Origin of the sequence: Streptomyces olivoverticillatus (assembly GCF_014203555.1) — a bacterium.
Lineage (GTDB): Bacteria > Actinomycetota > Actinomycetes > Streptomycetales > Streptomycetaceae > Streptomyces > Streptomyces olivoverticillatus.
The window spans coordinates 86,412-111,097 of record NZ_JACHJH010000004.1 but is presented as its reverse complement, the minus strand read 5'-3'; the positions used below and the strand labels follow the sequence as shown (position 1 = coordinate 111,097).

The window sequence follows — 24,686 nt, the reverse complement described above, 5'->3', positions numbered from 1 at the left end:
CGGTGATCTGTGTCGCGCAGGCAACCCTTCGCGGCGACCCCTTGCCCCTGAGTGACGGTAAGACTGACATAAAAGTTGAGTGTGCCCGACTCAGGTCTGTTGACAGGTTTGGATCGGTGCTGCACGCTTGAGCCTGTTCCACTCAAGTCAGCTGGAGGAATCGACATGGCACGTGCGGTCGGCATCGACCTGGGTACGACGAACTCCGTCGTCAGTGTTCTCGAAGGCGGTGAGCCCACCGTCATCACCAACGCCGAGGGCGCCAGGACCACGCCGTCCGTCGTCGCCTTCGCGAAGAACGGCGAGGTGCTCGTAGGCGAGGTCGCCAAGCGCCAGGCTGTCACCAACGTCGACAGGACCATCCGGTCGGTCAAGCGCCACATGGGCACCGACTGGAAGATCAACATCGATGGCAAGGACTTCAACCCGCAGCAGATGAGCGCCTTCATCCTGCAGAAGCTCAAGCGGGATGCCGAGGCCTACCTGGGCGAGAAGGTCGTCGACGCGGTCATCACCGTCCCGGCGTACTTCAACGACTCCGAGCGCCAGGCCACCAAGGAGGCCGGCGAGATCGCGGGCCTGAACGTCCTGCGCATCGTCAACGAGCCCACCGCGGCCGCCCTGGCCTACGGCCTCGACAAGGACGACCAGACCATTCTGGTCTTCGACCTCGGTGGCGGCACCTTCGACGTCTCGCTGCTCGAGATCGGCGACGGCGTCGTCGAGGTCAAGGCGACCAACGGCGACAACCACCTCGGTGGTGACGACTGGGACCAGCGCGTCGTCGACTACCTGGTCAAGCAGTTCCAGAACGGCCACGGCGTCGACCTGTCCAAGGACAAGATGGCGCTGCAGCGTCTGCGCGAGGCCGCCGAGAAGGCGAAGATCGAGCTGTCCTCGTCCACCGAGACCTCGATCAACCTGCCCTACATCACGGCGTCCGCCGAGGGCCCGCTGCACCTGGACGAGAAGCTCACCCGCGCCCAGTTCCAGCAGCTGACCGCGGACCTGCTCGACCGCTGCAAGACTCCGTTCCACAACGTCATCAAGGACGCCGGCATCAGCCTGTCCGAGATCGACCACGTGGTCCTGGTCGGCGGTTCCACCCGTATGCCCGCCGTCGCCGAGCTCGTCAAGGAGCTGACCGGCGGCAAGGAGGCCAACAAGGGTGTGAACCCGGACGAGGTCGTCGCGATCGGCGCCTCGCTCCAGGCCGGTGTCCTCAAGGGTGAGGTCAAGGACGTCCTCCTCCTCGACGTGACCCCGCTGTCCCTCGGCATCGAGACCAAGGGCGGCATCATGACCAAGCTGATCGAGCGCAACACCACGATCCCGACCAAGCGCTCCGAGATCTTCACGACGGCCGAGGACAACCAGCCGTCCGTGCAGATCCAGGTCTACCAGGGCGAGCGCGAGATCGCGGCGTACAACAAGAAGCTCGGCATGTTCGAGCTGACCGGCCTGCCGCCGGCCCCGCGTGGCGTCCCGCAGATCGAGGTCTCCTTCGACATCGACGCCAACGGCATCATGCACGTGACCGCGAAGGACCTGGGCACGGGCAAGGAGCAGAAGATGACCGTCACCGGCGGCTCTTCGCTCGCCAAGGACGAGGTCGACCGCATGCGCCAGGAGGCCGAGCAGTACGCGGAGGAGGACCACCGCCGCCGCGAGGCCGCCGAGAGCCGCAACCAGGGCGAGCAGCTCGTCTACCAGACCGAGAAGTTCCTCAAGGACAACGAGGACAAGGTCCCGGCCGAGGTCAAGACCGAGGTCGAGACTGCCGTCGCCGAGCTCAAGGAGAAGCTCAAGGGCGAGGACACGGCCGAGATCCGCACCGCGACCGAGAAGGTCGCCGCGGTCAGCCAGAAGCTGGGCCAGGCCATGTATGCCGACGCCCAGGCCGCGCAGGGCGCCGCCGGTGCCGCGGCCGGTGACGGCCAGCACCAGGCCAAGCCCGAGGACGACGTCGTCGACGCCGAGATCGTGGACGACGAGAAGCCCAAGGGCGGTGCGGCGTGACGGAGGAGACCCCGGGCTTTGACGAGAAGCCTGAAGGCCCCTCCGACGCCACCAACCCCGAGGACGCGGCGCAGGGCGCCGGACCCGCCGACAAGGCGGGTCCGGGCCCGGCCCCGTCCGGTGAAGAGCTGGTCGAGGTAGGCCTCCAGGCGCAGCTGGACCAGGCCCAGGCCGCGCTCAGCGAGCGCACCGCGGACCTCCAGCGGCTCCAGGCCGAGTACCAGAACTACCGTCGCCGCGTGGAGCGGGACCGGGCCACGGTCAAGGAGATCGCCATCGCGAACCTCCTGTCCGAGATCCTCCCCACCCTCGACGACATCGGCCGCGCCCGTGACCACGGCGAGCTGGTCGGCGGCTTCAAGTCCGTCGCCGAGTCGCTGGAGACGGTCGTCGCCAAGATGGGCCTGCAGCAGTTCGGCAAGGAGGGCGAGCCCTTCGACCCGCTGGTGCACGAGGCGCTGATGCACAGCTACGCGCCGGACGTCACCGAGACCACGTGCGTGCAGATCCTGCAGCCGGGGTATCGGATCGGCGAGCGTACGATCCGCCCCGCGCGGGTCGCGGTCGCGGAGCCGCAGCCCGGTGCGCAGGGGTCCAAGGCCGATGAGGCGTCGGACGAGGAAGGCGGCGGCCCGGAAGAGGGCTGACGCGATGACGACCGTGAGGGAACGGAAGGAGGGACGCCGGGGATGAGCACCAAGGACTTCGTCGAGAAGGACTACTACAAGGTCCTCGGCGTGCCCAAGGACGCCACCGAGGCGGAGATCAAGAAGGCGTACCGGAAGCTCGCCCGCGAGTTCCACCCGGACGCCAACAAGGGCGACGCCACGGCCGAGGAGCGCTTCAAGGAGATCTCCGAGGCCAACGACGTCCTTGCCGACGCCAAGCGCCGCAAGGAGTACGACGAGGCGCGCGCCCTCTTCGGCAACGGCGGCTTCCGGGCCGGGCCGGGCGGTGCGGGCGGTTCCTTCAACTTCGACCTGGGCGACCTCTTCGGGGGCGCCCAGGGCGGGGCCGGGACGGGGGCCGGGGCCGGCGGCTTCGGCGGCGGTCTCGGGGACGTCTTCGGCGGCCTGTTCAACCGGGGCGGCGGCGCGGGCACGCGCACGCAGCCGCGGCGCGGCCAGGACATCGAGTCCGAGGTCACGCTGAGCTTCGCCGAAGCGGTGGAGGGGGCCACGGTCCCGCTGCGGATGTCCTCCTCGGCCGCGTGCAAGGCCTGCTCGGGCACGGGCGACAAAAACGGTACTCCCAGGGTCTGTCCGACCTGTGTGGGCACCGGCCAGGTCTCGCGCGGCGCGGGCGGCGGCTTCTCGCTGACCGACCCCTGCCCCGACTGCAAGGGCCGCGGGCTGATCCCCGAGAACCCCTGCGACGTCTGCAAGGGCAGCGGCCGGGCCACCTCTTCGCGCACCATGCAGGTCCGCATTCCGGCGGGCGTCTCCGACGGCCAGCGGATCCGGTTGCGCGGCAAGGGCGCCCCGGGCGAGCGCGGCGGCCCCAACGGCGATCTGTACGTGGTGGTCCACGTCGGCACGCACCCGGTGTTCGGCCGCAAGGACGACAACCTCACCATCACCGTGCCGGTGAGCTATCCGGAGGCCGCCCTGGGCGGCGAGGTGAAGGTCCCCACCCTCGGGGGCCCGCCGGTCACCCTCAAGCTGCCTCCGGGCACCCCCAACGGCCGCACCATGCGCGCCCGCGGCAAGGGTGCGGTGCGCAAGGACGGCACCCGCGGCGACCTGCTGGTCACCGTCGAGGTCGCCGTTCCCAAGGATCTCGGCGACAAGGCGCGCGAAGCACTGGAGAGCTATCGCGAGGCGACGGCCGGCGAGGATCCTCGGGCGGAGCTGTTCCAGGCCTCGAAGGGAGCGTGACCTCATGGACGGGATCGGCCGTCGACGCAATCCTTATGAGCTGACCGACGAATCGCCGGTCTACGTCATCTCCGTCGCCGCCCAGCTGTCGGGCCTGCACCCGCAGACCCTGCGGCAGTACGACCGCCTCGGCCTGGTCTCCCCGGACCGCACGGCCGGGCGAGGCCGCCGCTACTCGGCGCGCGACATCGAGCTCCTGCGCCAGGTGCAGGCGCTGAGTCAGGACGAGGGCATCAACCTCGCGGGCATCAAGCGCATCATCGAGCTGGAGAACCAGGTCGCCGCGCTGAGCGCGCGCGTCGCCGAGCTGCAGTCCGTCGTCGACGGCGCGGCGGCGGCCATGCAGCAGCGCGAGGCCCAGGTCCACGCCTCGTACCGGCGCGACCTGGTCCCGTACCAGGACGTCCAGCAGACGAGCGCGCTGGTCGTCTGGCGGCCCCGGCGCGACAAGGAGCGCTGAACGGCGCGCCGTTGGTTGCCGTCCCGGCACATGTGGAAAAGCCCGTCACCCCTGTGGGCGACGGGCTTTTTCCGTGGTTTTCCACAGGCCTGGCGGGGTGGTGCGGGGGCGCGGACACTCGAAGCGTGACGGGGGACGAGGCGTGCTGGAAGGCCCTGGCGGACGCGCAGGGCGGGGTGGTGCTGACGGCGCAGGCGGCCGGGCGGGGGTGGTCGAGGCAGCGGCTGGGCAGGCTCTTCGCGCGGCAGGGGTGGACGCGGCTGCGGCCCGGTGCCTGGCTGGAGCCCGGACGGAGCGCGGGTGAGCGGGAGTTGCTGTGGGCGCAGCAGCTGGTGCGCCCGGAGCTGGTGGTCAGCCACTGGGCGGCCACGCGGCTGCACGGCGCCGAAACGGACGTGGGGCGCACCGACTTCATCGGGTGCGGCAGAGCCAAGGGCGCCGTGCTGCACGCGGTGCCGCTGGAGCCTGATGAGGTGACGTCCGTCGCGGGCCTGCGGGCGACGGCGGTGGCGCGCACGATGGCCGACCTGCTGCGGTCCGGCCCGCGTGACGAGGCGCTGGTGGCCGTGGAGTCGGCGCTGAGCTGGCGGCACGGCCCGGGGGCGGCGCGCGGCTCGCGCAGAGCGCCACTCACCACGCTCGATGCGATCGGCCGGGCCCTGACGAGAGCGCCGACGCTGCGCGGCGCCCGGCAGGCCGTGTGGTGGCTGGCCCTGGCCGACCCCCGATCGGGGTCACCGGTCGAGACCCTGGCCCGGCTGCGGCTGTACGACGCGGGGCTGTATCCGGAGTGCCAGGTGCCGCTGCGCACGCCCGCCGGGCGCCGGGTCTACCCGGACTTCTTCTTCCGCCCGCAGGGGCTGGTCGTGGAGGTGGAGGGCTATGCCTGGCACGGCAGCAGGGCGGAGCACCAGCGCGACGTCATACGGTTCAACGACCTCTCGGCGTGCCCCGAGGTTTGCCGGATCCTGCGCTACACCACGGCCGACGTCCGGGAGCGCCCCCAAGTGATGATCCACGAGATCCGGCAGGCCCTGGCGGGGAGGTGAGAGCCGGGCCGGTTCAGCCCCGCCCCATCGCCCGGCTGACGGTGATCTCGATGACGACGCGGTCCGGGTTGGGGGTGGGCGTGCGGTGGTAGCGCTCGGCGTAGCGGGTGACGGCGTCGGCGACGGTGTCCGGCTCGGTGCGGACGATCGCGCGGCCTTCCAGGGTGGCCCAGCGTTTGCCGTCCATCTGGCAGACGGCGACCCTGGCGCCAGAGGGACCAGCGGCCTGGACGTTGGCGACCTTGCGGCTGCTCTTGTTGGTGATGACGCGGGCGATGCCGGCCTCGGGGTCGTAGGTGACGCCGACGGGCACCACGTGCGGGGAGCCGTCGGGGCGGGGGGTGGTGAGGGTGCAGACGTGCCGCTCGCGCCAGAAGGTGAGGTAGGCGGGGTCGAGGTTGTGGAGGTCCAGGGCCATACGGGAAGCGTAGTTCGCGCGGCGGCGGGGGCCGGGCACCGGTGATTTTGCCGGAGACGATGGCTTTCCCAGGGTTGAGTGGAATAGACTCAACTTATCGCACGTAGCCCCGAGCAGGTATGACGTTCGGCGGATAGAGGAGGATCGCAAGGTCGTGGATGCCGAGCTGACCAACAAGAGCCGCGAGGCGCTGAGTGCCGCCAATGACCGGGCCGTGTCGGCCGGGCATGCGGACCTGACGCCCGCGCATCTGCTGATCGCCCTGCTGGCCGGGCAGGACAACGAGAACGTGATGGATCTCCTGGCCGCCGTCGAGGCCGACGCCGCGGCGCTGCGGTCCGGCGCGGAGCGCCTGCTCGCGGGCCTGCCCAGCGTCCAGGGGTCGACCGTGGCGCCCCCGCAGCCCAACCGCGAGCTGCTGGCCGCGCTCGCGGACGCCGGGGAGCGGGCGCGCGATCTGGGCGACGAGTTCATCTCCACCGAGCACCTGCTGATCGGTCTCGCCGCCCGTGGCGGGCGCACCGGCGAGCTGCTGGGCGAGCAGGGCGCCTCGGCCGAGAAGCTGCTGAGTGCGTTCGAGAAGGTACGGGGCGGCCGGCGGGTGACGAGCGCGGACCCCGAGGGCACGTACAAGGCGCTGGAGAAGTTCGGCACGGACTTCACCGCCGCCGCCCGCGAGGGCAAGCTGGATCCGGTGATCGGCCGGGACCACGAGATCCGGCGCGTGGTGCAGGTGCTCTCCCGCCGCACCAAGAACAACCCCGTGCTCATCGGCGAGCCCGGCGTCGGCAAGACGGCCGTCGTCGAGGGGCTCGCCCAGCGGATAGTGAAGGGCGACGTCCCGGAGTCGCTCAAGAACAAGCGGCTGGTCGCGCTCGACCTGGGCGCGATGGTCGCGGGCGCGAAGTACCGGGGCGAGTTCGAGGAGCGGCTGAAGACCGTGCTGGCCGAGATCAAGGCCAGCGAGGGGCAGATCATCACCTTCATCGACGAGCTGCACACCGTCGTCGGCGCCGGTGCCGGAGGCGACTCGGCCATGGACGCGGGCAACATGCTCAAGCCCATGCTGGCCCGCGGCGAGCTGCGCATGGTCGGCGCCACCACCCTCGACGAATACCGGGAGCGGATCGAGAAGGACCCCGCCCTGGAGCGCCGCTTCCAGCAGGTGCTGGTCGCCGAGCCCTCCGTCGAGGACTCCATCGCCATCCTGCGCGGCCTCAAGGGGCGCTACGAGGCGCACCACAAGGTGCAGATCGCCGACTCGGCCCTGGTCGCCGCCGCCACCCTCTCCGACCGCTACATCACCTCCCGCTTCCTGCCCGACAAGGCCATCGACCTCGTCGACGAGGCCGCGTCCCGGCTGCGGATGGAGATTGATTCCTCCCCCGTGGAGATCGACGAACTCCAGCGCGCCGTCGACCGGCTCAAGATGGAGGAGCTGGCCCTGGGCAACGTGACGGACGAGGCCGGCAAGGAGCGCCTGGCGAAGCTGCGCCGCGACCTCGCCGACAAGGAGGAGGAGCTGCGGGGCCTGACCGCGCGCTGGGAGAAGGAGAAGCAGTCCCTCAACCGGGTCGGCGAGCTCAAGGAGCGCCTGGACGACCTGCGCGTGGCGGCCGAGCGCGCCCAGCGCGACGGCGATTTCGACGCCGCCTCCAAGCTGCTCTACGGCGAGATCCCCGCCGTGGAGCGGGAGCTGGAGGAGGCCGCCGAGGCCGAGGCGGAGGCCGAGCAGGAGGCCGCCGCCAAGGACCTCATGGTCAAGGAGGAGGTCGGCCCGGACGACATCGCCGACGTCGTCGCCTCCTGGACGGGCATCCCCGCGGGCCGCCTGCTGGAGGGCGAGACGCAGAAGCTGCTGCGCATGGAGGACGAGCTGGGCAAGCGGCTGATCGGCCAGGCCGAGGCCGTACGGGCCGTCTCCGACGCCGTGCGCCGCTCCCGCGCCGGGATCTCCGACCCCGACCGGCCGACCGGCTCGTTCCTCTTCCTCGGCCCGACCGGCGTCGGCAAGACCGAGCTGGCCAAGGCACTCGCCGACTTCCTCTTCGACGACGAGCGGGCGATGGTCCGCATCGACATGAGCGAGTACGGCGAGAAGCACTCCGTCGCCCGCCTGGTCGGCGCGCCCCCCGGCTACGTCGGCTACGAGGAGGGCGGCCAGCTGACCGAGGCCGTCCGCCGCCGCCCGTACACGGTGGTCCTGCTGGACGAGGTGGAGAAGGCGCACCACGAGGTCTTCGACATCCTGCTCCAGGTGCTGGACGACGGCCGGCTAACGGACGGGCAGGGACGGACGGTGGACTTCCGCAACACCATTCTCATCCTCACCTCCAACCTCGGCTCGACCTTCCTGGTCGACCCGCTGCTCAAGGAGGAGCAGAAGAAGGCGCGGGTGCTGGAGACGGTCCGCGCCTCCTTCCGCCCCGAGTTCCTCAATCGCCTCGACGACGTGGTGGTCTTCCACCCGCTGGGCACCGATCAGCTGGAGCGCATCGCGCGCATCCAGATCGGCCACCTGCAGCGCCGCCTCGCGGACCGCAGGCTCACGCTCGATGTCACCGACGACGCACTGCACTGGCTGGCGACCCTGGGTCACGACCCGCAGGAGGAGGGCGGCGCCGCGCCCGACCTCACCTACGGCGCCCGACCGCTGCGCCGCCTGGTGCAGACCGCCATCGGCGACCGGCTCGCCCGCGCGATCCTGTCGGGCGAGGTGCGCGACGGCGACACGGTCCGCGTGGACCGCGTGCCGGGCGCGGAGGGCCTGTCGGTGACGGCGGCGGAGCGGGTCGCGGCGTAACGCGAGCGTCAGGGGTTGCGGGGCGGGGGCCTGTGTGAGGGAGGATGGCGGGAGACCGTACGAAGGGAAATTCACGGTGAGCATCGACCCGTCCTCGATTCCGAACTTCGGGGGCCAGCCCGAACCGCACGAGACGGGCCCGACCGGCCCCGTCATCCCCGACCAGGATCTGGTCAAGCAGCTCCTCGAGCAGATGGAGCTGAAGTACGTCGTCGACGACGAGGGCGACCTCGCCGCGCCGTGGGAGCAGTTCCGCACGTACTTCATGTTCCGTGGCGAGGACGAGCAGCAGGTCTTCTCCGTGCGGACGTTCTACGACCGTCCGCACGGCATCGAGGAGAAGTCCAAGCTCCTTGAGCAGATCGACGACTGGAACCGTCGCACGCTGTGGCCGAAGGTCTACACCCACACCCACGACGACGGCACCGTCCGCCTCATCGGCGAGGCGCAGATGCTGATCGGCGTGGGGGTCTCGCTGGAGCACTTCGTCTCCAGCACGGTCAGCTGGGTGCGGGCCTCCATCGAGTTCGACAAGTGGCTCGTCGAGCAGCTCGGCCTGGAGGCCGACATCGACTCCGACGGCGACGACAAGCCGGACGACGAGGCCTGACCGGCCCCATGGGCCCGGGTCCCTACATGGGGATCCTGGCCACCGTCAGCAGATACGTCCCGTAGAAGAAGGAGAGCCCGGCCAGCGCACCCGCCGTCACGGCGACGGTGCGCGGCCGGGCTCTTGCCATGGCCACGGCCGCCGGGATCAGCAGCGGAAAGGCCGGCAGCAGGAAGCGCGGCTTGGACGCGAAGTAGCTCGACCCCCCGACCGCGATCACGGCGAGGACGAGCACGTACACCAGCAGCGCGGCGGGCGGCCGGTCCAGGGCGAGGAAGACCAGCGCCACCAGGGCGACGGCCAGGACCGCCAGCGTCACGTAGTACGCCATGTGGTCCCGGGCGATGATCAGGTGCCGGATGAAGCGCAGCGCGTCGTGCCCGAAGTCGAAGCGCGACCCCCACAGCCGCTGCACCTCGAAGTAGCCGAGCACTCCGCCCCCCGCCCGGAACCCCGCCCAGGCGACGTAGCCCGCCCAGCCGAGGGGCGCCAGCGCCGCCCCTGTCCACAGCCGCCAGTCGGTGCGGGCCCGCGGATCCTGCCGGGCCGTGAGCACCGCGGCGCACAGCACGGCGGCCACCACCGCGATGGCGTTGGGCCGGGACAGCCCGGCCAGCAGCGCCAGCACCCCCGCCCACAGCCGCCGCCCCGTGAGCAGTGCATAGAGCGACCACGCCGCGAGGGCCGTCATCAGCGATTCCGTGTACGCCATCGTCTGCACGATCGCGTGCGGCAGCAGCCCCCACAGCAGCACCAGCAGCGTCGCCACCCGGCGCCCGTGCAGCCGCTCGCCCACCGCGTAGATCCCCCAGGCCGCGGCCCCCGCCGAGGCCCAGGCCACCAGCAGTCCGGCGGTGACCACGGTGAACGGCGAGAGCGTCGCCACCGCCCGCACCAGGCCGGGGAAGAGCGGGAAGAACGCCAGGTCGTTGAAGACCACCCCGTGCGTGGTGGGGGAGGGCACGACGAGCCCGTAGCCGTTGCGGGCGATGCCCGCGTACCAGATGCCGTCCCACAGATGGCCCAGCAGCGTGCGCGGGTGTTTGCCGATCCACCACGCCCAGGCGGCCATCACCGTCATCCCGGTCAGCCGGACCACCGCGTACAGGCCGAGCGCGGGCAGGGCCCGGCGCAGCGCCTCGCGCACCCGGTCCACCCGGTGGGCGCCGCCACCGCCCCGGGGAGCACGGCGCGGTTCGGGGGTTCGTACGGGCACGGCGGTGTCGGCTGACACGGGTGCACCTCCGGTGCGGCGCATGGGTGGGGCATACCGACCATGCGGCGCCCGCCACGCGCGCGCGACCAGGAACGCCCGTAAGCGGTGCGCCTTACACCCGCTCGGCCGCACCGCGGAGTGTCGGCGTGCGCGGCGGCGGTGCGATGTGCTGCCACCCGATGTGCCGCGGCCCGACGTGCTGTGCGGGTGACGGCCGCGCGCCTATCGTGACCTTGATCGCAGGACGTGTTGTGGACCGAGGGGAGCGGGACGATGACGGATGCGCAGTGGAGCCCTGCGGAGCGGGTGCGGGGGACGGGAGCGTCGGTCTTCACCGAGATGACCGAGCTGGCCAGGCGTACGGGCGCGGTCAATCTGGGCCAGGGCGTGCCCGAGCTGGACAGCCCCCGCGGCCTGCTCGACGAGGTGGCGGCCGCCGTCCTCGCGGGCCACAACCAGTACCCGCCCGCCTACGGCACGGCCGCCCTGCGCGAGGCGGTCGCCGGCCACCAGCGCAGGCGGTACGGGCTGGAGTACGAGCCGCAGGGCGAGGTGCTGGTGACCACCGGGGCCACCGAGGCGCTGGCGGCGTCGCTGCTGGCGCTGTGCGACCCGGGCGACGAGGTCCTCGCCTTCGACCCCTGCTACGACGCCTACCCCGCGGGGGCCCGCTTCGCGGGCGCGCGCCTGGTGCCCGTACCGCTCGCCGAGGACGGCGACCGCTTCGTCCTGGACGCGGACGCGCTGCGCGCCGCCGTCGGCCCGCGCACCCGCGTGCTGCTGCTGAACACGCCGCACAACCCGACGGGCAAGGTCTTCACCGAGGCGGAGCTGGCCGCCATCGCCGGGCTGTGCCGGGAGCACGACCTGACGGTGGTGACGGACGAGGTGTACGAGCACCTGGTCTACGGCACGGAGGCGCACCGGACGATCGCCGCCCTGCCCGGGATGCGGGAGCGGACGCTCACCATCTCCTCGGCGGGCAAGACCTTCAACGTCACCGGCTGGAAGGTCGGCTGGGTGTGCGGGCCGGCGCATCTGGTGGCGGCGGTGGCCGCGGCGAAGCAGTTCCTCACCTACGCCTCCGGCACTCCGTACCAGGAGGCGCTCGCGCGGGCCCTGGGGGGCGTGGAGGAGTGGGCCGCGGAGCTGCGGCGGACGCTGCAGCGCAATCGCGACCTGCTGAGCGACGGGCTTGTGCGCGCGGGCCTGCGCCCCTATCGCGCGGAGGCGGGGTATTTCGTGCAGGCGGACATCCGCGCGTGGGGGCATGCGGACGGCGTGCGTTTCTGCCGTGAACTCCCCACGCGCGCCGGGGTGGTGGCCATTCCCACGTCCGCCTTCCACTTGTCCCCGGGCGCCCCGTCCTATCTGGTGCGTTTCTCCTTCTGCAAGCGGGAGAAGTCGGTGCTCGACGCGGTGGAGAAGCTGGTAAACGCCGTCTGAGCCAATTTTGATCAACGGATTTGCGGGCGGACCATGCCCGGCCGCATATGCTCCCGGCGGATGTGCACGCAGAAATGAGCGCATACGAACGAATGCGAAACTCCGCCGGGGGCAATGATGTTGATCCTTGCGAGCCGAGATGTTGAACATATGAACTGCACGGCCCTCGCGTGGATGGAAAGTTGCAGATGATGGGTAAAAACGCTGTGGGCGCCGCTCATTCATGATTCCCTCTCATTCACAGCCACGGTGAGAGGCAACTCCCCGGAATGCGCCGGAATCGCATCCGCCGGAACCGAAGTCCTCCACATGTGGGCATGAGCCGGCGCACTCGAAAGGAATCTGGTCCCCCTCGGGGCGGGCCGGCCCACCCTCCACTGCTCGCTCGCGGAGCCGACCCATGCTCACCACGCTCAAGACCACCTACACCGACACCCGCGCCGCCGATCTCGCCTGGTGTCTGGGCAAGGAGCCCCTTCCGGCGCTCGCGGTGCTCGATCTGCAACTGGACCGGGCGGAGGTGCAGTTGCGCCTGCTCGGCGCCTCCCACCAGGTCCTTGTCGAGGAAGGCAGCAAAGTCTGTTCGGAGACGGTCGCCTGTATACCCGGCGGCAGTACACCGCTCCCGCTCGGCGTCGCCAAACGCGTCGGCGCATGGGAGTACGAATTCGCGGCACGGGTGGAGACCCTGTCGCGCAGCTCGTTCGCGGGGCGCGCGCAAGAGCTGCTCGCGCTGGTCGCCGAGCATCCCCAGGGGCTGGCCGGAACGTTTCCCGGCAGCCCCCACGCATTCACCGCCCTCCTCGCCCAGCGCGGCGACGGCCAGGTCAGCTGGCGCACCTGGCATGCGTATCCCCAAGAAGGGCGGCTGGTCGCCACCCGGACCAGAGTCGGAGTGCGCATGACGGCACCGCTCTGAGGGCCGCCGAGGGCACGGGTCGACCGCCGAAGTCACCCGAGCGCGTGAGCAATAAACCCGTGTGGGTGACAAGTCGAGTGCCGACTCGTGACGTAGCGTTCCCGCATGGTCCACCACCGCCCGGTACCAGCGCGGCTGCCCGTGCCGGCCGGGCTCGGCCGCCTACTCGTCCTGACCACGGTGTTCATCTGCGCAGCCTGCGGGTTGGTGTACGAGCTCGAACTGGTCGCCCTGGCCTCCTATTTGATCGGCGACTCGGTCACCCAGGCCTCCGTCGTCCTGTCGGTGATGGTCTTCGCCATGGGCATCGGCTCGCTGCTCGCCAAACAGCTGCGCAGGCGTGCGGCCCTCGGCTTCGCCACCGTCGAAGCGGTGCTCGCGCTGACCGGCGGCCTCTCCGCCATGGCTCTCTACGCCACGTTCGCCTGGTACGGGCAGGCCCGCCTGGCGCTGGTCGGCTTCTCGCTGGCGATCGGGGTGCTGATCGGGGCCGAAGTGCCCCTGCTGATGACCCTCATCCAGCGCATCCGCCGCCAGGACGCGGGCGGCGCGGTCGCCGATCTCTTCGCCGCCGACTACGTGGGCGCGCTGGTCGGCGGGCTCGCCTTCCCCTTCCTGCTGCTGCCGGTGCTCGGGCAGCTGACCGGCGCCCTGGTGACCGGCGCGGTCAACGCCGTCGCGGGCGGGGCGCTGGTGCTCTGGCTCTTCCGCGGCGACCTGAGCGTACGGGCCCGCTGGTCGCTGCTGACCGTCAACGGGCTGGTGCTGGTGCTGCTCGCCGTCTGTTCGGTGCTCACCGGCCCGTTCGAGCGGGCAGCCCGCCAGGCCGTCTACGGGGCGGACGTCCGCGTCGCGATGCAGACGGATGTCCAGGAGGTCGTGCTCACCGGCGGAGGGGCCAGCGGCCGGCCTCTCTCGCTCTTCCTCGACGGACGGCTGCGGGTCAGCGGCGGCGAATTCCGCTACCACGAGGCCTTGGTCCACCCCGCCATGTCCGGGCCGCACCGCCGCGTCCTCGTGCTCGGCGGCGGCGACGGCCTGGCCCTGCGCGAAGTCCTGCGCTACGGGGACGTGGCCTCGGTGACCGTCGTCGAGCTGGACGCCGCCGTGCTGCGGCTGGCCCGCACCGACCGCGATCTCGCCGCCCTCAACCAGGGCGCGTACCGCGACCCGAGGGTCCGCGTGATCGCCGCCGACGCCTTCGACTGGCTGCGCACCCGGCACGGCGGCGAAGCCCTGTACGACGTGGTCGTCTCCGACCTGCCCGACCCCGGCATCACCCCCAGCGCCAAGCTCTATTCACAGGAGTTCTACGGGCTGGTCGAGCGCGCCCTGGCCCCGGGCGGGCGGCTGGTGATCCATGCCGGGGACCTCTGCGCCCGCCCCCGCCCGTTCTGGACCGTGGACTCGACCGTGCGCTCGGTGGGCATGCAGACCGTTCCCTACCGCGTTCGGTCGGCGGGGCCGGCCGGGGTGCGCGGGGAGAGCTGGGGCTTCCTGCTGGCCACGCGCGCCCCCGCGTCGCTGGTGCTGCCCGCCGTAGGGCCGTCCGTGCATTCGCTGACCCCGGCCGCGCTCAGTGCGGACGAGCGCGCCGCCGAGCGCAGCCGGGAGCCGGGGCTGCTGCCGTCGACGCTGATGCATCCGCGCTATGCGGAGTGACCGCGCTGCGCGGTGCGGAAGGCGCCCGGGGAGAGCCCGGCGCGGTGCTGGAAGTACTTGGAGAAGTTCGCGGCGTCGTCGAAGCCGAGCCGCTCGCCGATCCGCGCGGCGGACAACCCGCTGTGCGCGAGCAGCCGCTTGGCCTCCAGCAGCACCCGCCGGTCGACGAACTCCTTGGCCCCCACACCGGCCGCCGCGAGCGTCGCCCGGGACAGGGTGCGGGGCGAGTAGCCGAGCGCACGGGCGTAGTCGGTGACCCGGTGGCGGGTGGTGAAGTCGCGCTCGACGGCGGCCCGGAAGCGCACGAAAGCCTCCGGGAGTGGCGGCGGTGCCGCGTGCGCCGGGCCGGCCACGTGCGACAGGCGCAGCACGAGCACCGAGAGCAGGTGGCGCAGCACGTCGGCGTGGATGCCGGGCGGCAGCCGGCCGCCGGTGCGGAAGTCGGTGGCCAGGTGGCGCACGGCGCAGAAGACGGCCTCCAGGTCCTCTCCGCCGGGCTGCCACAGCACCGGGCGGTAGAGATCGTCGGCCATGGCCGCGACGGACGTGCCGGGCGGCAGGAAGCCGGGCTGGACGAGCACGACGGTGCCCTCGACGGCCGCCACGTCACCGAACCGCTGCACCTGGCCCGGCCGCACCCACAGCACGGAGCCCGCCGTCAGCCGGTGGCCGACGAAGTCGACGGTGTGGGAGGCCGAGCCGGAGTCGACGGCGACGATCTGGTGGAAGTCCAGCCGCTGCGGCCTGGCCAGCAGCCCCTCCGGCGCCCGCTCGCGCAGCTCGGCGAGGCTCAGAACCTCGACACCTGCGGGGGTGCCGGGCGGGGCCTGGTAGGCGAGGTCGAGGATCTCCCCGGCGTCACCGCACGGGGCTGTGTGTCGCTTTTTCACCATGTCCGGACGCGAGCCTACCTGGAGGGGAAGGGGTCCGCTGCCTAGCGTGAAAGGCGCACACAAACGGCAAAAACCCAGGAAAGAGGAACCACCATGGCCAGGATCGCCCTGTTCGGCGCCACCGGAACGATCGGCAGCCGCATCCTGCGCGAGGCGCTGGACCGCGGACACCAGGTGACCGCGGTCGTCCGCGACCCCGCGAAGCTCACCGAGCAGCGCACCGACCTCACCGTCACCACCGGTGACGTCCTCGACCCGGCCTCGGTGGCCGAGGCCGCCAAGGGTCAGGACGTCGTGGTCAGCGCGGTCGGCGGTGGCGACGGCCCCGGCCATGTCGCGACCATCGAACCGGCCGCCAAGTCGCTGGTGGCGGGGGTGCGCACGCTCGGCGGCGACGCCCCGCGGCTGATCACGGTCGGCGGCGCGGGCTCGCTGCGCACGCCCGACGGCAAGCAGGTCTGGGACGCCGAGGGGCTGCCGGAGTTCCTCCTGCAGATCATGCACGCGCACGGCGACGCCCTGGAGTACTACCGCACGGTCGAGGACGTCCGCTGGACCAACATCAGCCCCGCCGCGCTGATCGAGCCCGGCGAGCGCACGGGCGGCTACCGCACCGCCCTGGAGGACCTGGTCGCGGACGCGGACGGCAAGAGCCGGATCACCGCCGAGGACTACGCGGTGGCGGTCGTCGACGAGATCGAGACGCCGAAGCACGTGGGTGAGCGGTTCACGGTCGGATACTGACCGACCCGTACCGGAAAGTCCGATCGGAATCGACCGGGGCGGCACTGCCGCGGGGCCCGGTGGGTAGGCTCGCTTGCTATGGAGCATGAGGTGTTCGTTCCGTATCCCGTCGGTGCGGTGCGGCGGGTTCTCTCCGACCCCGCGCGCGTAGCCCGCTGCGTCCCCGGCCTGCAGCAGGACGTCTCCTCCGGGTCAGCGCTCGCGGGGCGCCTGCGGCTGCGCATCGGCGGCTCCACGATCACCTACCGGGGCGCGCTCCGGCTCACCGAGCGGGACGGCTCGTACGAACTGTCCGGCGAGGGCACCGAAGCCCGCGGCTCCGGCACAGTGACGCTCGTCCTGAGCGCGATGCCCGAGGAGATGCCCGGCGGCACCCGGCTGAGCTGCACGGGGACGATCGTCAGCGCCGGACGGCTCGCCGAGTTCGACGAGAAGACCGCCCAGTCGGCCGCCCGCCGGCTGCTGGACCGCTTCGGCGCCGCACTGGCCGAGGAGCTGGCGGAGGACGCGGCCGCGCCCCCCGGCACCTTCGACGCGGAGGTCCCGCCGCTCGAAGCGGAGGTGGACGACATGCACGGCATCGAGGACGGCTTCGAGGGCGACGGCCTCGACGAGGACCTCGACGACGACGAGCCCCCGGCCGAGGCGGCACACGCCCGCCGCACGATGATCGGCCGCAGCGCGGAAGAGGTCGACCACGCGCCCCCGCGCGGCCGCTACGCCCCCGTCCCGGCGCCGGAAACCGCCACCGGCACGGCGGTGCTGCGCTGGGCCGCCCCGGCGGCCGCCGTGGCCCTGGCGGGCGCCGTGGTCGTCGGGCGCGTCCTGCGCCGCAGGCGCTGAGCCCCTTCCCGGCAGCCGTCCGGTCACCCAAGGACCTATGGTCGGAGGGTGACTGACGACGTGACAAACGACAGCGGGCCCGCACACGGCGTGCGACTGAGTGCGGGCGACACCGAAGTGACCGTGGACCCTGCGGGCGGAGGCCGGCTGAGCAGCCTGCGCGTCGGCGGCATCGAACTGCTCCGGCAGGGGGAGCACTACGGCTCCTTCCCGATGGTCCCCTGGTGCGGCCGCATCGAGCTGGGCCGCTTCCGCACCGGCGGCGACATCCACCAGATGCCCGTCAACGCCGCCCCGCACGCCATCCACGGCACCGGCCGCGACACCGCCTGGCGCACCGTGCGCACCTCCGCGGACGAGTCCGGGCGGAGCACCTCGGCCGCGTTCACCTACGACCTCGCCGAGCCGTGGCCGTACTCCGGCCGCGTCACCCAGCTGGTCGAACTCGCGGAGGATTCGCTCACGCTCACCATGGGCGTGGAGACCTACGACGACTCCTTCCCGGCGCAGATCGGCTGGCACCCCTGGTTCCGCCGGAACCTGGGCACGGGCAAGGACGTCGAGATCGACTTCCGTCCCGCCTGGCAGGAGGAGCGGGGCGCGGACCACCTGCCCACCGGCCGCCGCATCGAGGCGCTGCCCGGCCCCTGGGACGACTGCTTCGGCATGCCCGAGGGCGTCGATGTGACCCTGACCTGGCCGGGGGCGCTGGAGCTCAAGGTCACCAGCCGTGCCGAGTGGGTCGTCGTCTACGACGAGCAGGACGAGGCGGTCTGCATCGAGCCCCAGTCCGGGCCGCCGAACGGGCTCAACACCCTGCCGCGACTGGTCACGCCCATCGACCCGCTCGAGGTCTCCACCACCTGGAGCTGGCGGGCACTGGCCTAAGCTCATGGCCATGACCGATGTGCGTGACGCCCTGCTGCAGCAGATCAAGGACAAGGCCGTGGTCCACGGCAAGGTGACCCTCTCTTCCGGCAAGGAGGCCGATTACTACATCGACCTGCGCCGGATCACCCTCGACGCCGAGGCGGCTCCGCTGGTGGGCCAGGTGATGCTGGATGCCACGGCCGATCTGGACTTCGACGCCGTCGGCGGCCTCACCCTGGGCGCCGACCCGGTCGCCACCTCGATGCTGCACGCGGCCGCCGCCCGCGGCCGCAAGCTGGACGCCTTCGTGGTGCGCAAGGCGCAGAAGACGCACGGCATGCAGCGTCGCATCGAGGGCCCGGACATCAAGGGCCGCCGGGTGCTCGTGGTCGAGGACACCTCGACCACCGGCGGCTCGCCGCTGACCGCCGTCGAGGCGGCGCGTGAGGCGGGTGCGGAGGTCGTCGCCGTGGCGACGATCGTCGACCGCGGTGCCGAGCAGGCCATCGCGGACGCCGGGCTGCGCTATGTGACCGGCTACTCCCTCGGGGACCTGGGTCTGTCCTGACCTGCACTTTTCCTTGACGTGCCGTCGTAGGGCGCGTGGTTTCACGTGAAACCACGCGCCCTACGCATATGAGCGGGGTGGCCCTCATGTGAAGCATTTCAGGGAGTCTGGGAAGATGGGTCCGACGATGACCGTCGCCCCCTAGGTCAGGGCCCCGTACAACGCCCGTACCCGCACATCACAAGGAGCGGACAGATGCCCATCGCAACCCCCGAGGTCTACAACGAGATGCTCGACCGGGCGAAGGCAGGCAAGTTCGCCTACCCGGCCATCAACGTCACCTCGACGCAGACCCTCCACGCCGCCCTCCGAGGTTTCGCCGAGGCGGAGAGCGACGGCATCATCCAGATCTCCACCGGTGGTGCGGAGTTCCTGGGCGGCCAGTACAGCAAGGACATGGTCTCGGGCGCCGTCGCGCTCGCCGAGTTCGCGCACGTCGTCGCCAAGAAGTACCCGGTGAACATCGCGCTGCACACCGACCACTGCCCCAAGGACAAGCTCGACGGCTACGTCCGTCCGCTGCTGGCGATCTCCCAGGAGCGCGTCGCCGCCGGTCTGAACCCGCTCTTCCAGTCCCACATGTGGGACGGCTCCGCCGAGAAGCTCGACGAGAACCTCGCGATCGCGAAGGAGCTGCTCGCCGAGGCCGTCAAGGCGAAGATCATCCTCGAGGTCGAGATCACCCCGACCGGTGGCGAGGAGGACGGCGTCACCCACGAGATCAACGACGAGCTCTACACCACCGTCGCCGACGTGGAGAAGACCGCCGAGGCCCTGGGCCTGGGCGAGAAGGGCCGCTACCTGCTGGCCGCCTCCTTCGGCAACGTCCACGGCGTCTACAAGCCGGGCAACGTCGTGCTCCGTCCGGAGCTGCTGCGCGAGCTGCAGGACGGCATCGCCGCCAAGCACGGCAAGGCCGACCCGTTCGACTTCGTCTTCCACGGCGGCTCCGGCTCCACGGAGGAGGAGATCCGCACCGCGCTGGAGAACGGCGTCGTGAAGATGAACCTCGACACCGACACCCAGTACGCCTTCACTCGCCCCGTCGCGGCCCACATGTTCAAGAACTACGACGGCGTGCTGAAGGTCGACGGCGAGGTCGGCGACAAGAAGACCTACGACCCGCGCACCTGGGGCAAGCTGGCCGAGGCGAGCATGGCCGAGCGCGTCACCAAGGCCTGCGCCGACCTGCGCTCCACCGGCACCAAGCTGAAGTAACGCCGCTGTTGAAGCAGGCGCAGCGCTCGTAGAGGCAGCGCTCGCCGCGTCACCGCCGGGCACCGGGCCCGGTCTCCGTCCGTCGGGCGGGGGCCGGGCCCTTTCGCTGGCAGGCTGCCTGCTGCCGGGGGATGATCCGGTCATGAGCGACTCCGCTCCCGCTCCGGCCGTCCGCCTCGGCACGCCCACCGGGCGGGCCGTGCTGCTGACGGCGGTGCTCGGCTCGGGCATGGCCATGCTGGACAGCACGGTCGTCAACGTGGCCCTGCCGCACATCGGCCGGGACCTGGGCGCCGACCTGGCCGTACTGCAGTGGACCGTCAACGCCTACATGCTCACCCTCGCCGGGCTGCTCCTGCTGGGCGGGGCGCTGGGCGACCGGTTCGGTCGGCGCCGGGTCTTTGTGATCGGTGTGGTGTGGTTTGCGATCGCATCGCTTCTGTGCGGGATCGCGCCCCATGCCGGGGTGCTGATCGCGGCGCGGGCGCTGCAGGGCGTCGGCGGCGCGCTGCTCACGCCCGGCTCGCTGGCGCTGATCCAGTCGGTCTTCCACCCCGACGACCGGGCGGCGGCGGTGGGCGCCTGGTCGGGGCTGGGCGGCGTGGCCTCGGCCGTCGGGCCGTTCGTGGGCGGCTGGCTGGTGGACGGGCCGGGCTGGCGCTGGGTGTTCCTCATCAACCTGCCGGTGGCGGCGGTCTGTGTGCCGGTGGCCCTGCGGTACGTCCCGGAGACCGTCCCCGGCGGCCCGCGACCCGAGGGGCGGGGGCGGTTCGACGTGGCGGGTGCGGCGCTCGGTGCGCTGGCCCTGGGCGGGGTGACGTACGCGCTGATCGCCGCCCCCGACCACGGCGCATCGGCCTCGGTGATCGTCCCGGCGGTCGTGGGCCTGGGGCTGGGCGTTGCATTCGTGTACGTCGAGGGGCGGCGCACGGATCCGATGCTGCCGCTGGAGATCTTCTCCGTCCGGCAGTTCTCGGCGATCAACGTGGTGACGCTGTTTGTCTATGCGGCTTTCAGCGGCTTCTTCTTCCTCTCGGTGCTCCAGTTGCAGGTGGTGGTGGGGTGGTCCGCGCTGGAGGCGGGCACCGCGCTGCTGCCCACGACCGTGCTGATGCTGCTGCTGTCGGCCCAGTCGGGACGGCTCGCCCAGCGGCTCGGGCCGCGCCTGCCGCTGACCGTAGGGCCGCTGTTGTGCGCGGCGGGCATGGTGCTGATGACACGGGTGGGTGCGGGGGCGGTGTACTGGCGGGACGTGCTGCCCGCCCTGGTCGTCCTCGGCCTGGGCATGGTGGCGCTGGTGGCCCCGCTGACCTCGACGGTCCTCGCCTCCGTCGACGTCGCCCGCGCAGGTTTGGCCAGCGGCATCAACAACGCCGCGGCCCGCGCGGCCGGGCTGATCGCGGTGGCCGCGCTGCCGCTGCTGGCCGGCATGGGCCCGGACGTCTACCGCGACCCGGTGGCGTTCTCGGCGACCTTCCGCCGGGCGATGTTCTGGTGCGCGGGCTCGCTGCTGCTGGGCGCGGTGCTGGCCTGGGCCACGGTGCGGCGGGCCGGGCGGCCGGTGTGCCATCCCGAGTGCGAATACCACTGCGGCGTCTCCTCGCCGCCGCTCGACCCCGGTGACGTCTAGCAGCGCCAGTAACGTGCAGCAGCCGGACGGGCACGCAAAGATCCCCCCGCCACGGCCTGGGGCCGCCGACGCGCGCTGGGGCAGACTGGAGTCCATGTCCATTCACGAGAACCTGCTCGGGGGCCCGTCCCCGACCCACCTGCCCGACGACCCGGAGCCGCGCGAGCTGCTCGCCTCCGGAGCGGCCCCCGCCGAGGTGGCCGCCAAGTACCCGTCGTCCTCGCTGGCGTGGGCACAGCTCGCCGACGAGGCGTTCGAGGGCGGCCGGGTCGTCGAGTCGTACGCGTACGCCCGCACCGGCTACCACCGCGGCCTCGACGCGCTGCGCCGCAGCGGCTGGAAGGGCCACGGCCCGGTGCCCTTCGAGCACGAGCCGAACCGCGGCTTCCTGCGCGCGCTGCACGCCCTCGCGCGCGCGGCCCAGGCGATCGGCGAGCAGGAGGAGTACGAGCGCTGCTCGACGTTCCTGCGGGACAGCTCCCCGACGGCCGCCAACACCCTCGGCTGACGCCCCGCGAACAGCACCGCGAACGCCCCGTGCACGGCCGGAACACCCCGCCGTCCGCGGGGCGTTCCGGGTTATCCACAGGCCTTGCACCGGGCGGCGTCCGGCACGGATGATCGCCGAGTAGGCCCGGCGACCCCGGGCGAAACGGCAGTGGAGGCGACGTGACCGCGGAACCCCGGCTCGATGCAACACCCAACCTCGACTTCGACGGCACCACCCCGTACGAGGAGTACGTACGGGCCTGGGAGCTCTCCCACCTCCAAGAGCCCCTCTCCGACGACCCCGGCGAGATGGCGTTCCTCGTCACCACCCAGGTGATGGAGCTGTGGTTCACGGTGATCGTGCACGAGTGGGAGACGGCCGCCCGCGCCCTGCGCGGGGACGACCTGCCGGGCGCGATGGCCGCGCTCAAGCGCTCCACCTACGAGCTCCAGGCGCTCAATGCCTCCTGGGAGCCGCTGGCCCACCTGACGCCGGCGCAGTTCAACGCCTTCCGCTCCGCGCTGGGCGACGCCTCCGGCTTCCAGTCGGCGACCTACCGCAGGCTGGAGTTCCTGCTCGGCGAGAAGTCCGCGTCCATGCTGGTCCCCTACGAGGGCGCGCCGCACATCCACGCCGAGCTGGAGAAGGCGCTGCACACCCCGAGCCTCTACGACGAGGTGTTGCGCTTCCTCTTCCGGCGCGGCCACGGGATACCCGCGTCCGTGCGCGAGCGCGAGGCCGCCGAGCGCCATGCGGCCGACCCGGCCGTCGAGGACGTCTGGCAGCGCATCTACGCGGGCGACCAGCACAGCGACGAATGCCGGCTGGGCGAGGCGCTGACCGAGGTCGCGGAGCTGGTGTGGCGCTGGCGCAACGACCACCTGGTGGCGACGAGACGGGCGATGGGCGCCAAGGTGGGCACGGGGGGATCACCGGGGGTGGCATGGCTGGAGAAGCGGGCGGCGAAGAGCGTCTTCCCGGAGCTGTGGACGGCGCGCAGCCGTGTCTGAGGACGGGCACGACCTCGCCCGGGAGGCCACGGCGCTCGACGGGGCCGACGCACTCGCCCCCCTGCGGGCCGCGTTCGTGCTCGGCGACGACACCGTCTACCTCGACGGCAACTCCCTCGGAGCGCTGCCCCGGACGGTCGCGGCGCGCCTGGCCGGCGTCGTGGAGCAGGAGTGGGGGCGGCTGGGCATCCGGTCCTGGACCGAGTCCGGCTGGTGGACCGCGCCCGAGCGGGTCGGCGACCGGATCGGGCACCTGGTGGGGGCCGCGCCCGGGCAGGTGGTGGCGGGGGACTCGACAAGTGTCAACGTCTTCAAGGCAGTCGTGGCCGCGGTGCGCCTGGCCGGCCCGGGTCGCGACGAGATCCTGGTCGACGCGCAGACCTTCCCCACCGACGGCTACATCGCCGCCTCCGCGGCCCGGCTGACCGGCTGCCGCATACGGGCCGTCGCCGCCGGCGAGGTGCCCCGCGCGGCCGGTGAGCGCACCGCCGTCGCCCTCGTCAACCACGTCGACTACCGCACCGGCCGCCTGCACGACCTGCCCGGCATCACGGCCGCCGTGCACGCCGCCGGGGCGCGCGTGGTGTGGGATCTGTGCCACAGCGCCGGCGCGCTGCCCGTGGAACTCGACGCGGACGGCGTGGACTTCGCCGTCGGCTGCACCTACAAGTACCTCAATGGCGGCCCCGGCTCGCCCGCCTACCTGTATGTGCGCCGGGAGCTGCAGCCCCGCTTCGACTCCCCGCTGCCCGGCTGGAATTCGCACGCCGACCCCTTCGCCATGTCCCCCGACTACACCCCGGCGCAGGGCTCGGCCCGGGGCCGCGTCGGCACGCCCGCCATCCTTTCCCTCCTCGCCCTGGAAGCGGCCCTGGAGGTGTGGGACGGCGTCCATCTCGCCGCGGTGCGGGCCAAGAGCCTGGCCCTGACGGATTTCTTCCTGCGCTGCGTCGAGGCGTACGTACCGCAGGGCGCGGTCGAGTCCGTCACCCCGGCCGTGCACGGCGAGCGCGGCAGCCAGGTGTCCCTGCGCTGTCCCTCCGGCGCGGGCGCGGTCATGGAGGAGCTCGTGCGGCGCGGGGTCGTCGGCGACTTCCGGCAGCCGGACGTGCTGCGCTTCGGCTTCGCCCCGCTCTACACCCGCTTCGCCGACGCCGAGAGCGCGGCGCGCGTCCTCGCCGAGGCGGTGGCCCCGTGACCGCCCCCGTCGAGACCGTGGCGTACGGGCCGCACCCCAGCCAGGTCGTCGACTTCCACCGCCCCCCGGGCGCCCCGGCGCGGACGCGGGTGACGCTGCTGCACGGCGGCTTCTGGCGCGAGGCCTACGACCGCCGGCACCTGGAACCGCTGGCGCGGGCCCTGGCTGCGCGCGGCCTGGAAGTGGCGCTGGCGGAGTACCGGCGGGTGGGCGGGGGCGGCGGCTGGCCGGAGACCTTCGACGACGTCCTGCAGGCCCTGGACACCGGCCACGGCCCTGCCGCCCGGCATGTGGTGGCCGGGCACTCGGCCGGGGGCCACCTCGCCCTGTGGGCGGCGGCCTCGCCCCGCGCCCGGATCGCGCGCATCGACCACGTCGTCGCCGTCGCACCCGTGGCGGACCTGGCGCGTGCCCGGGCCCTCGGGCTGAGCTCGGGGGCGGTGGGGGAGCTGGTGGACCGGGCGCAGGAGGCCGGGGCCGACCCCATGCGGCTGCCGCCCCCGCGGATGCCGGTCACGCTGCTGCACGGCACGGTGGACGAGGACGTCCCCGTGGACTTCTCCCGGGCCTACGCGCGGGCGGCCCGGGCCGCCGGTGCCGCCGTACACCTCGCCGTCCTCGACGGAGCGGGCCACTACGAGCCGATCACCCCCGGCACCCCGGAGTGCGCCCTGCTGACCGCCGCCCTCACCGGCGCCCCGCCCGCATAGAGCCCGACCCGCGTAGTACTTGAGACGGACCCC

General features: G+C 72.1%; 23 protein-coding genes. 20 read left to right on the top strand and 3 right to left on the bottom strand.

The window, feature by feature from the left end:
• Positions 1 to 165: 165 nt before the first annotated feature.
• The 5 genes from dnaK (at position 166) to FHS39_RS14600 (ending at position 5,405) form a co-directional block, all read left to right on the top strand.
• Entirely contained in the window at positions 166 to 2,019 is a 1,854-nt protein-coding gene (dnaK, locus tag FHS39_RS14620) for a molecular chaperone DnaK (protein WP_184349789.1), read from the top strand.
• The gene (gene grpE, locus FHS39_RS14615; RefSeq protein WP_184349788.1) at positions 2,016 to 2,666 is read left to right on the top strand and encodes a nucleotide exchange factor GrpE; all 651 of its coding nucleotides are present in this window, start codon (positions 2,016 to 2,018) and stop codon (positions 2,664 to 2,666) included. Before dnaK ends, grpE begins: the two co-directional genes overlap by 4 nt.
• Positions 2,667 to 2,708: 42 nt before the next feature.
• The gene (gene dnaJ / locus FHS39_RS14610) at positions 2,709 to 3,896 is read left to right on the top strand and encodes a molecular chaperone DnaJ (protein ID WP_184349787.1); all 1,188 of its coding nucleotides are present in this window, start codon (positions 2,709 to 2,711) and stop codon (positions 3,894 to 3,896) included.
• A gap of 4 nt (positions 3,897 to 3,900) precedes the next feature.
• Complete coding sequence (locus tag FHS39_RS14605) at positions 3,901 to 4,356, top strand: heat shock protein transcriptional repressor HspR (protein ID WP_184349786.1); 456 nt, start codon at positions 3,901 to 3,903, stop codon at positions 4,354 to 4,356.
• A gap of 125 nt (positions 4,357 to 4,481) precedes the next feature.
• Positions 4,482 to 5,405, top strand: a complete 924-nt coding sequence (locus FHS39_RS14600) for a type IV toxin-antitoxin system AbiEi family antitoxin domain-containing protein (protein ID WP_184349785.1) — start codon at positions 4,482 to 4,484, stop codon at positions 5,403 to 5,405.
• Positions 5,406 to 5,418: 13 nt separating this feature from the next.
• Here FHS39_RS14600 and FHS39_RS14595 read toward each other — a convergent pair whose 3' ends face one another.
• A complete protein-coding gene (locus FHS39_RS14595; protein WP_184349784.1) occupies positions 5,419 to 5,823 on the bottom strand; it encodes a pyridoxamine 5'-phosphate oxidase family protein in 405 nt (134 codons plus the stop codon).
• Between the two features lie 154 nt (positions 5,824 to 5,977).
• Between FHS39_RS14595 and clpB the strand changes: the two genes are divergently transcribed.
• Complete coding sequence (clpB, locus tag FHS39_RS14590) at positions 5,978 to 8,626, top strand: ATP-dependent chaperone ClpB (RefSeq protein ID WP_184349783.1); 2,649 nt, start codon at positions 5,978 to 5,980, stop codon at positions 8,624 to 8,626.
• A gap of 76 nt (positions 8,627 to 8,702) precedes the next feature.
• Positions 8,703 to 9,236 carry a YbjN domain-containing protein gene (locus FHS39_RS14585; RefSeq protein ID WP_184349782.1) on the top strand — a complete coding sequence of 178 codons (534 nt, stop codon included), beginning with the start codon at positions 8,703 to 8,705 and terminating at the stop codon, positions 9,234 to 9,236.
• A gap of 22 nt (positions 9,237 to 9,258) precedes the next feature.
• Here the strand turns inward: FHS39_RS14585 and FHS39_RS14580 are convergent, their stop codons facing one another.
• Entirely contained in the window at positions 9,259 to 10,470 is a 1,212-nt protein-coding gene (locus tag FHS39_RS14580) for a hypothetical protein (protein ID WP_184349781.1), read from the bottom strand.
• Positions 10,471 to 10,725: 255 nt separating this feature from the next.
• Between FHS39_RS14580 and FHS39_RS14575 the strand changes: the two genes are divergently transcribed.
• From FHS39_RS14575 to FHS39_RS14565, 3 genes are all read left to right on the top strand, one after another.
• Positions 10,726 to 11,898: an aminotransferase class I/II-fold pyridoxal phosphate-dependent enzyme gene (locus FHS39_RS14575; protein WP_184349780.1), complete on the top strand. Its 1,173-nt coding sequence runs from the start codon at positions 10,726 to 10,728 to the stop codon at positions 11,896 to 11,898.
• Positions 11,899 to 12,298: 400 nt separating this feature from the next.
• Positions 12,299 to 12,817: a DUF2617 family protein gene (locus FHS39_RS14570; RefSeq protein ID WP_184349779.1), complete on the top strand. Its 519-nt coding sequence runs from the start codon at positions 12,299 to 12,301 to the stop codon at positions 12,815 to 12,817.
• Between the two features lie 105 nt (positions 12,818 to 12,922).
• A complete protein-coding gene (locus tag FHS39_RS14565; RefSeq protein ID WP_184349778.1) occupies positions 12,923 to 14,479 on the top strand; it encodes a polyamine aminopropyltransferase in 1,557 nt (518 codons plus the stop codon).
• On the opposite strand, the gene FHS39_RS14560 is transcribed toward FHS39_RS14565, so the two are convergent.
• On the bottom strand, positions 14,467 to 15,372 hold the full coding sequence (locus tag FHS39_RS14560) for a helix-turn-helix transcriptional regulator (protein WP_184349777.1): 906 nt from the start codon (positions 15,370 to 15,372) through the stop codon (positions 14,467 to 14,469). The two genes, FHS39_RS14565 and FHS39_RS14560, sit on opposite strands and share 13 nt — an antisense overlap.
• A 93-nt stretch (positions 15,373 to 15,465) precedes the next feature.
• Here FHS39_RS14560 and FHS39_RS14555 point away from each other — a divergent pair, with 93 nt between their 5' ends.
• The 10 genes from FHS39_RS14555 to FHS39_RS14510 all read left to right on the top strand — a co-directional run bounded on the left by FHS39_RS14555 (position 15,466) and on the right by FHS39_RS14510 (position 24,653).
• Positions 15,466 to 16,116, top strand: coding sequence for an NAD(P)-dependent oxidoreductase (locus FHS39_RS14555; RefSeq protein WP_184349776.1), 651 nt, complete (start codon positions 15,466 to 15,468; stop codon positions 16,114 to 16,116).
• Positions 16,117 to 16,194: 78 nt separating this feature from the next.
• Positions 16,195 to 16,959, top strand: a complete 765-nt coding sequence (locus FHS39_RS14550) for an SRPBCC domain-containing protein (RefSeq protein ID WP_184349775.1) — start codon at positions 16,195 to 16,197, stop codon at positions 16,957 to 16,959.
• A gap of 48 nt (positions 16,960 to 17,007) precedes the next feature.
• Complete coding sequence (locus FHS39_RS14545) at positions 17,008 to 17,847, top strand: aldose epimerase family protein (protein WP_343069582.1); 840 nt, start codon at positions 17,008 to 17,010, stop codon at positions 17,845 to 17,847.
• A 4-nt stretch (positions 17,848 to 17,851) separates the two neighbouring features.
• Positions 17,852 to 18,397, top strand: a complete 546-nt coding sequence (gene pyrE, locus FHS39_RS14540; RefSeq protein WP_184349774.1) for an orotate phosphoribosyltransferase — start codon at positions 17,852 to 17,854, stop codon at positions 18,395 to 18,397.
• Between the two features lie 195 nt (positions 18,398 to 18,592).
• On the top strand, positions 18,593 to 19,615 hold the full coding sequence (fbaA, locus tag FHS39_RS14535) for a class II fructose-bisphosphate aldolase (RefSeq protein ID WP_184349773.1): 1,023 nt from the start codon (positions 18,593 to 18,595) through the stop codon (positions 19,613 to 19,615).
• Positions 19,616 to 19,757: 142 nt separating this feature from the next.
• Positions 19,758 to 21,245 (top strand): MFS transporter, encoded by a 1,488-nt coding sequence (locus tag FHS39_RS14530; protein ID WP_184349772.1) that lies wholly within the window; start codon positions 19,758 to 19,760, stop codon positions 21,243 to 21,245.
• 94 nt (positions 21,246 to 21,339) lie between these two features.
• Positions 21,340 to 21,753, top strand: a complete 414-nt coding sequence (locus FHS39_RS14525) for a DUF3151 domain-containing protein (protein ID WP_184349771.1) — start codon at positions 21,340 to 21,342, stop codon at positions 21,751 to 21,753.
• 161 nt (positions 21,754 to 21,914) lie between these two features.
• Positions 21,915 to 22,745, top strand: coding sequence for a tryptophan 2,3-dioxygenase family protein (locus FHS39_RS14520; RefSeq protein ID WP_184349770.1), 831 nt, complete (start codon positions 21,915 to 21,917; stop codon positions 22,743 to 22,745).
• Positions 22,738 to 23,943, top strand: a complete 1,206-nt coding sequence (gene kynU, locus FHS39_RS14515) for a kynureninase (RefSeq protein WP_184349769.1) — start codon at positions 22,738 to 22,740, stop codon at positions 23,941 to 23,943. The genes FHS39_RS14520 and kynU overlap by 8 nt, the downstream gene beginning before the upstream one ends.
• A complete protein-coding gene (locus FHS39_RS14510) occupies positions 23,940 to 24,653 on the top strand; it encodes an alpha/beta hydrolase fold domain-containing protein (protein ID WP_184349768.1) in 714 nt (237 codons plus the stop codon). Before kynU ends, FHS39_RS14510 begins: the two co-directional genes overlap by 4 nt.
• The last annotated feature ends 33 nt before the right edge of the window (positions 24,654 to 24,686 follow it).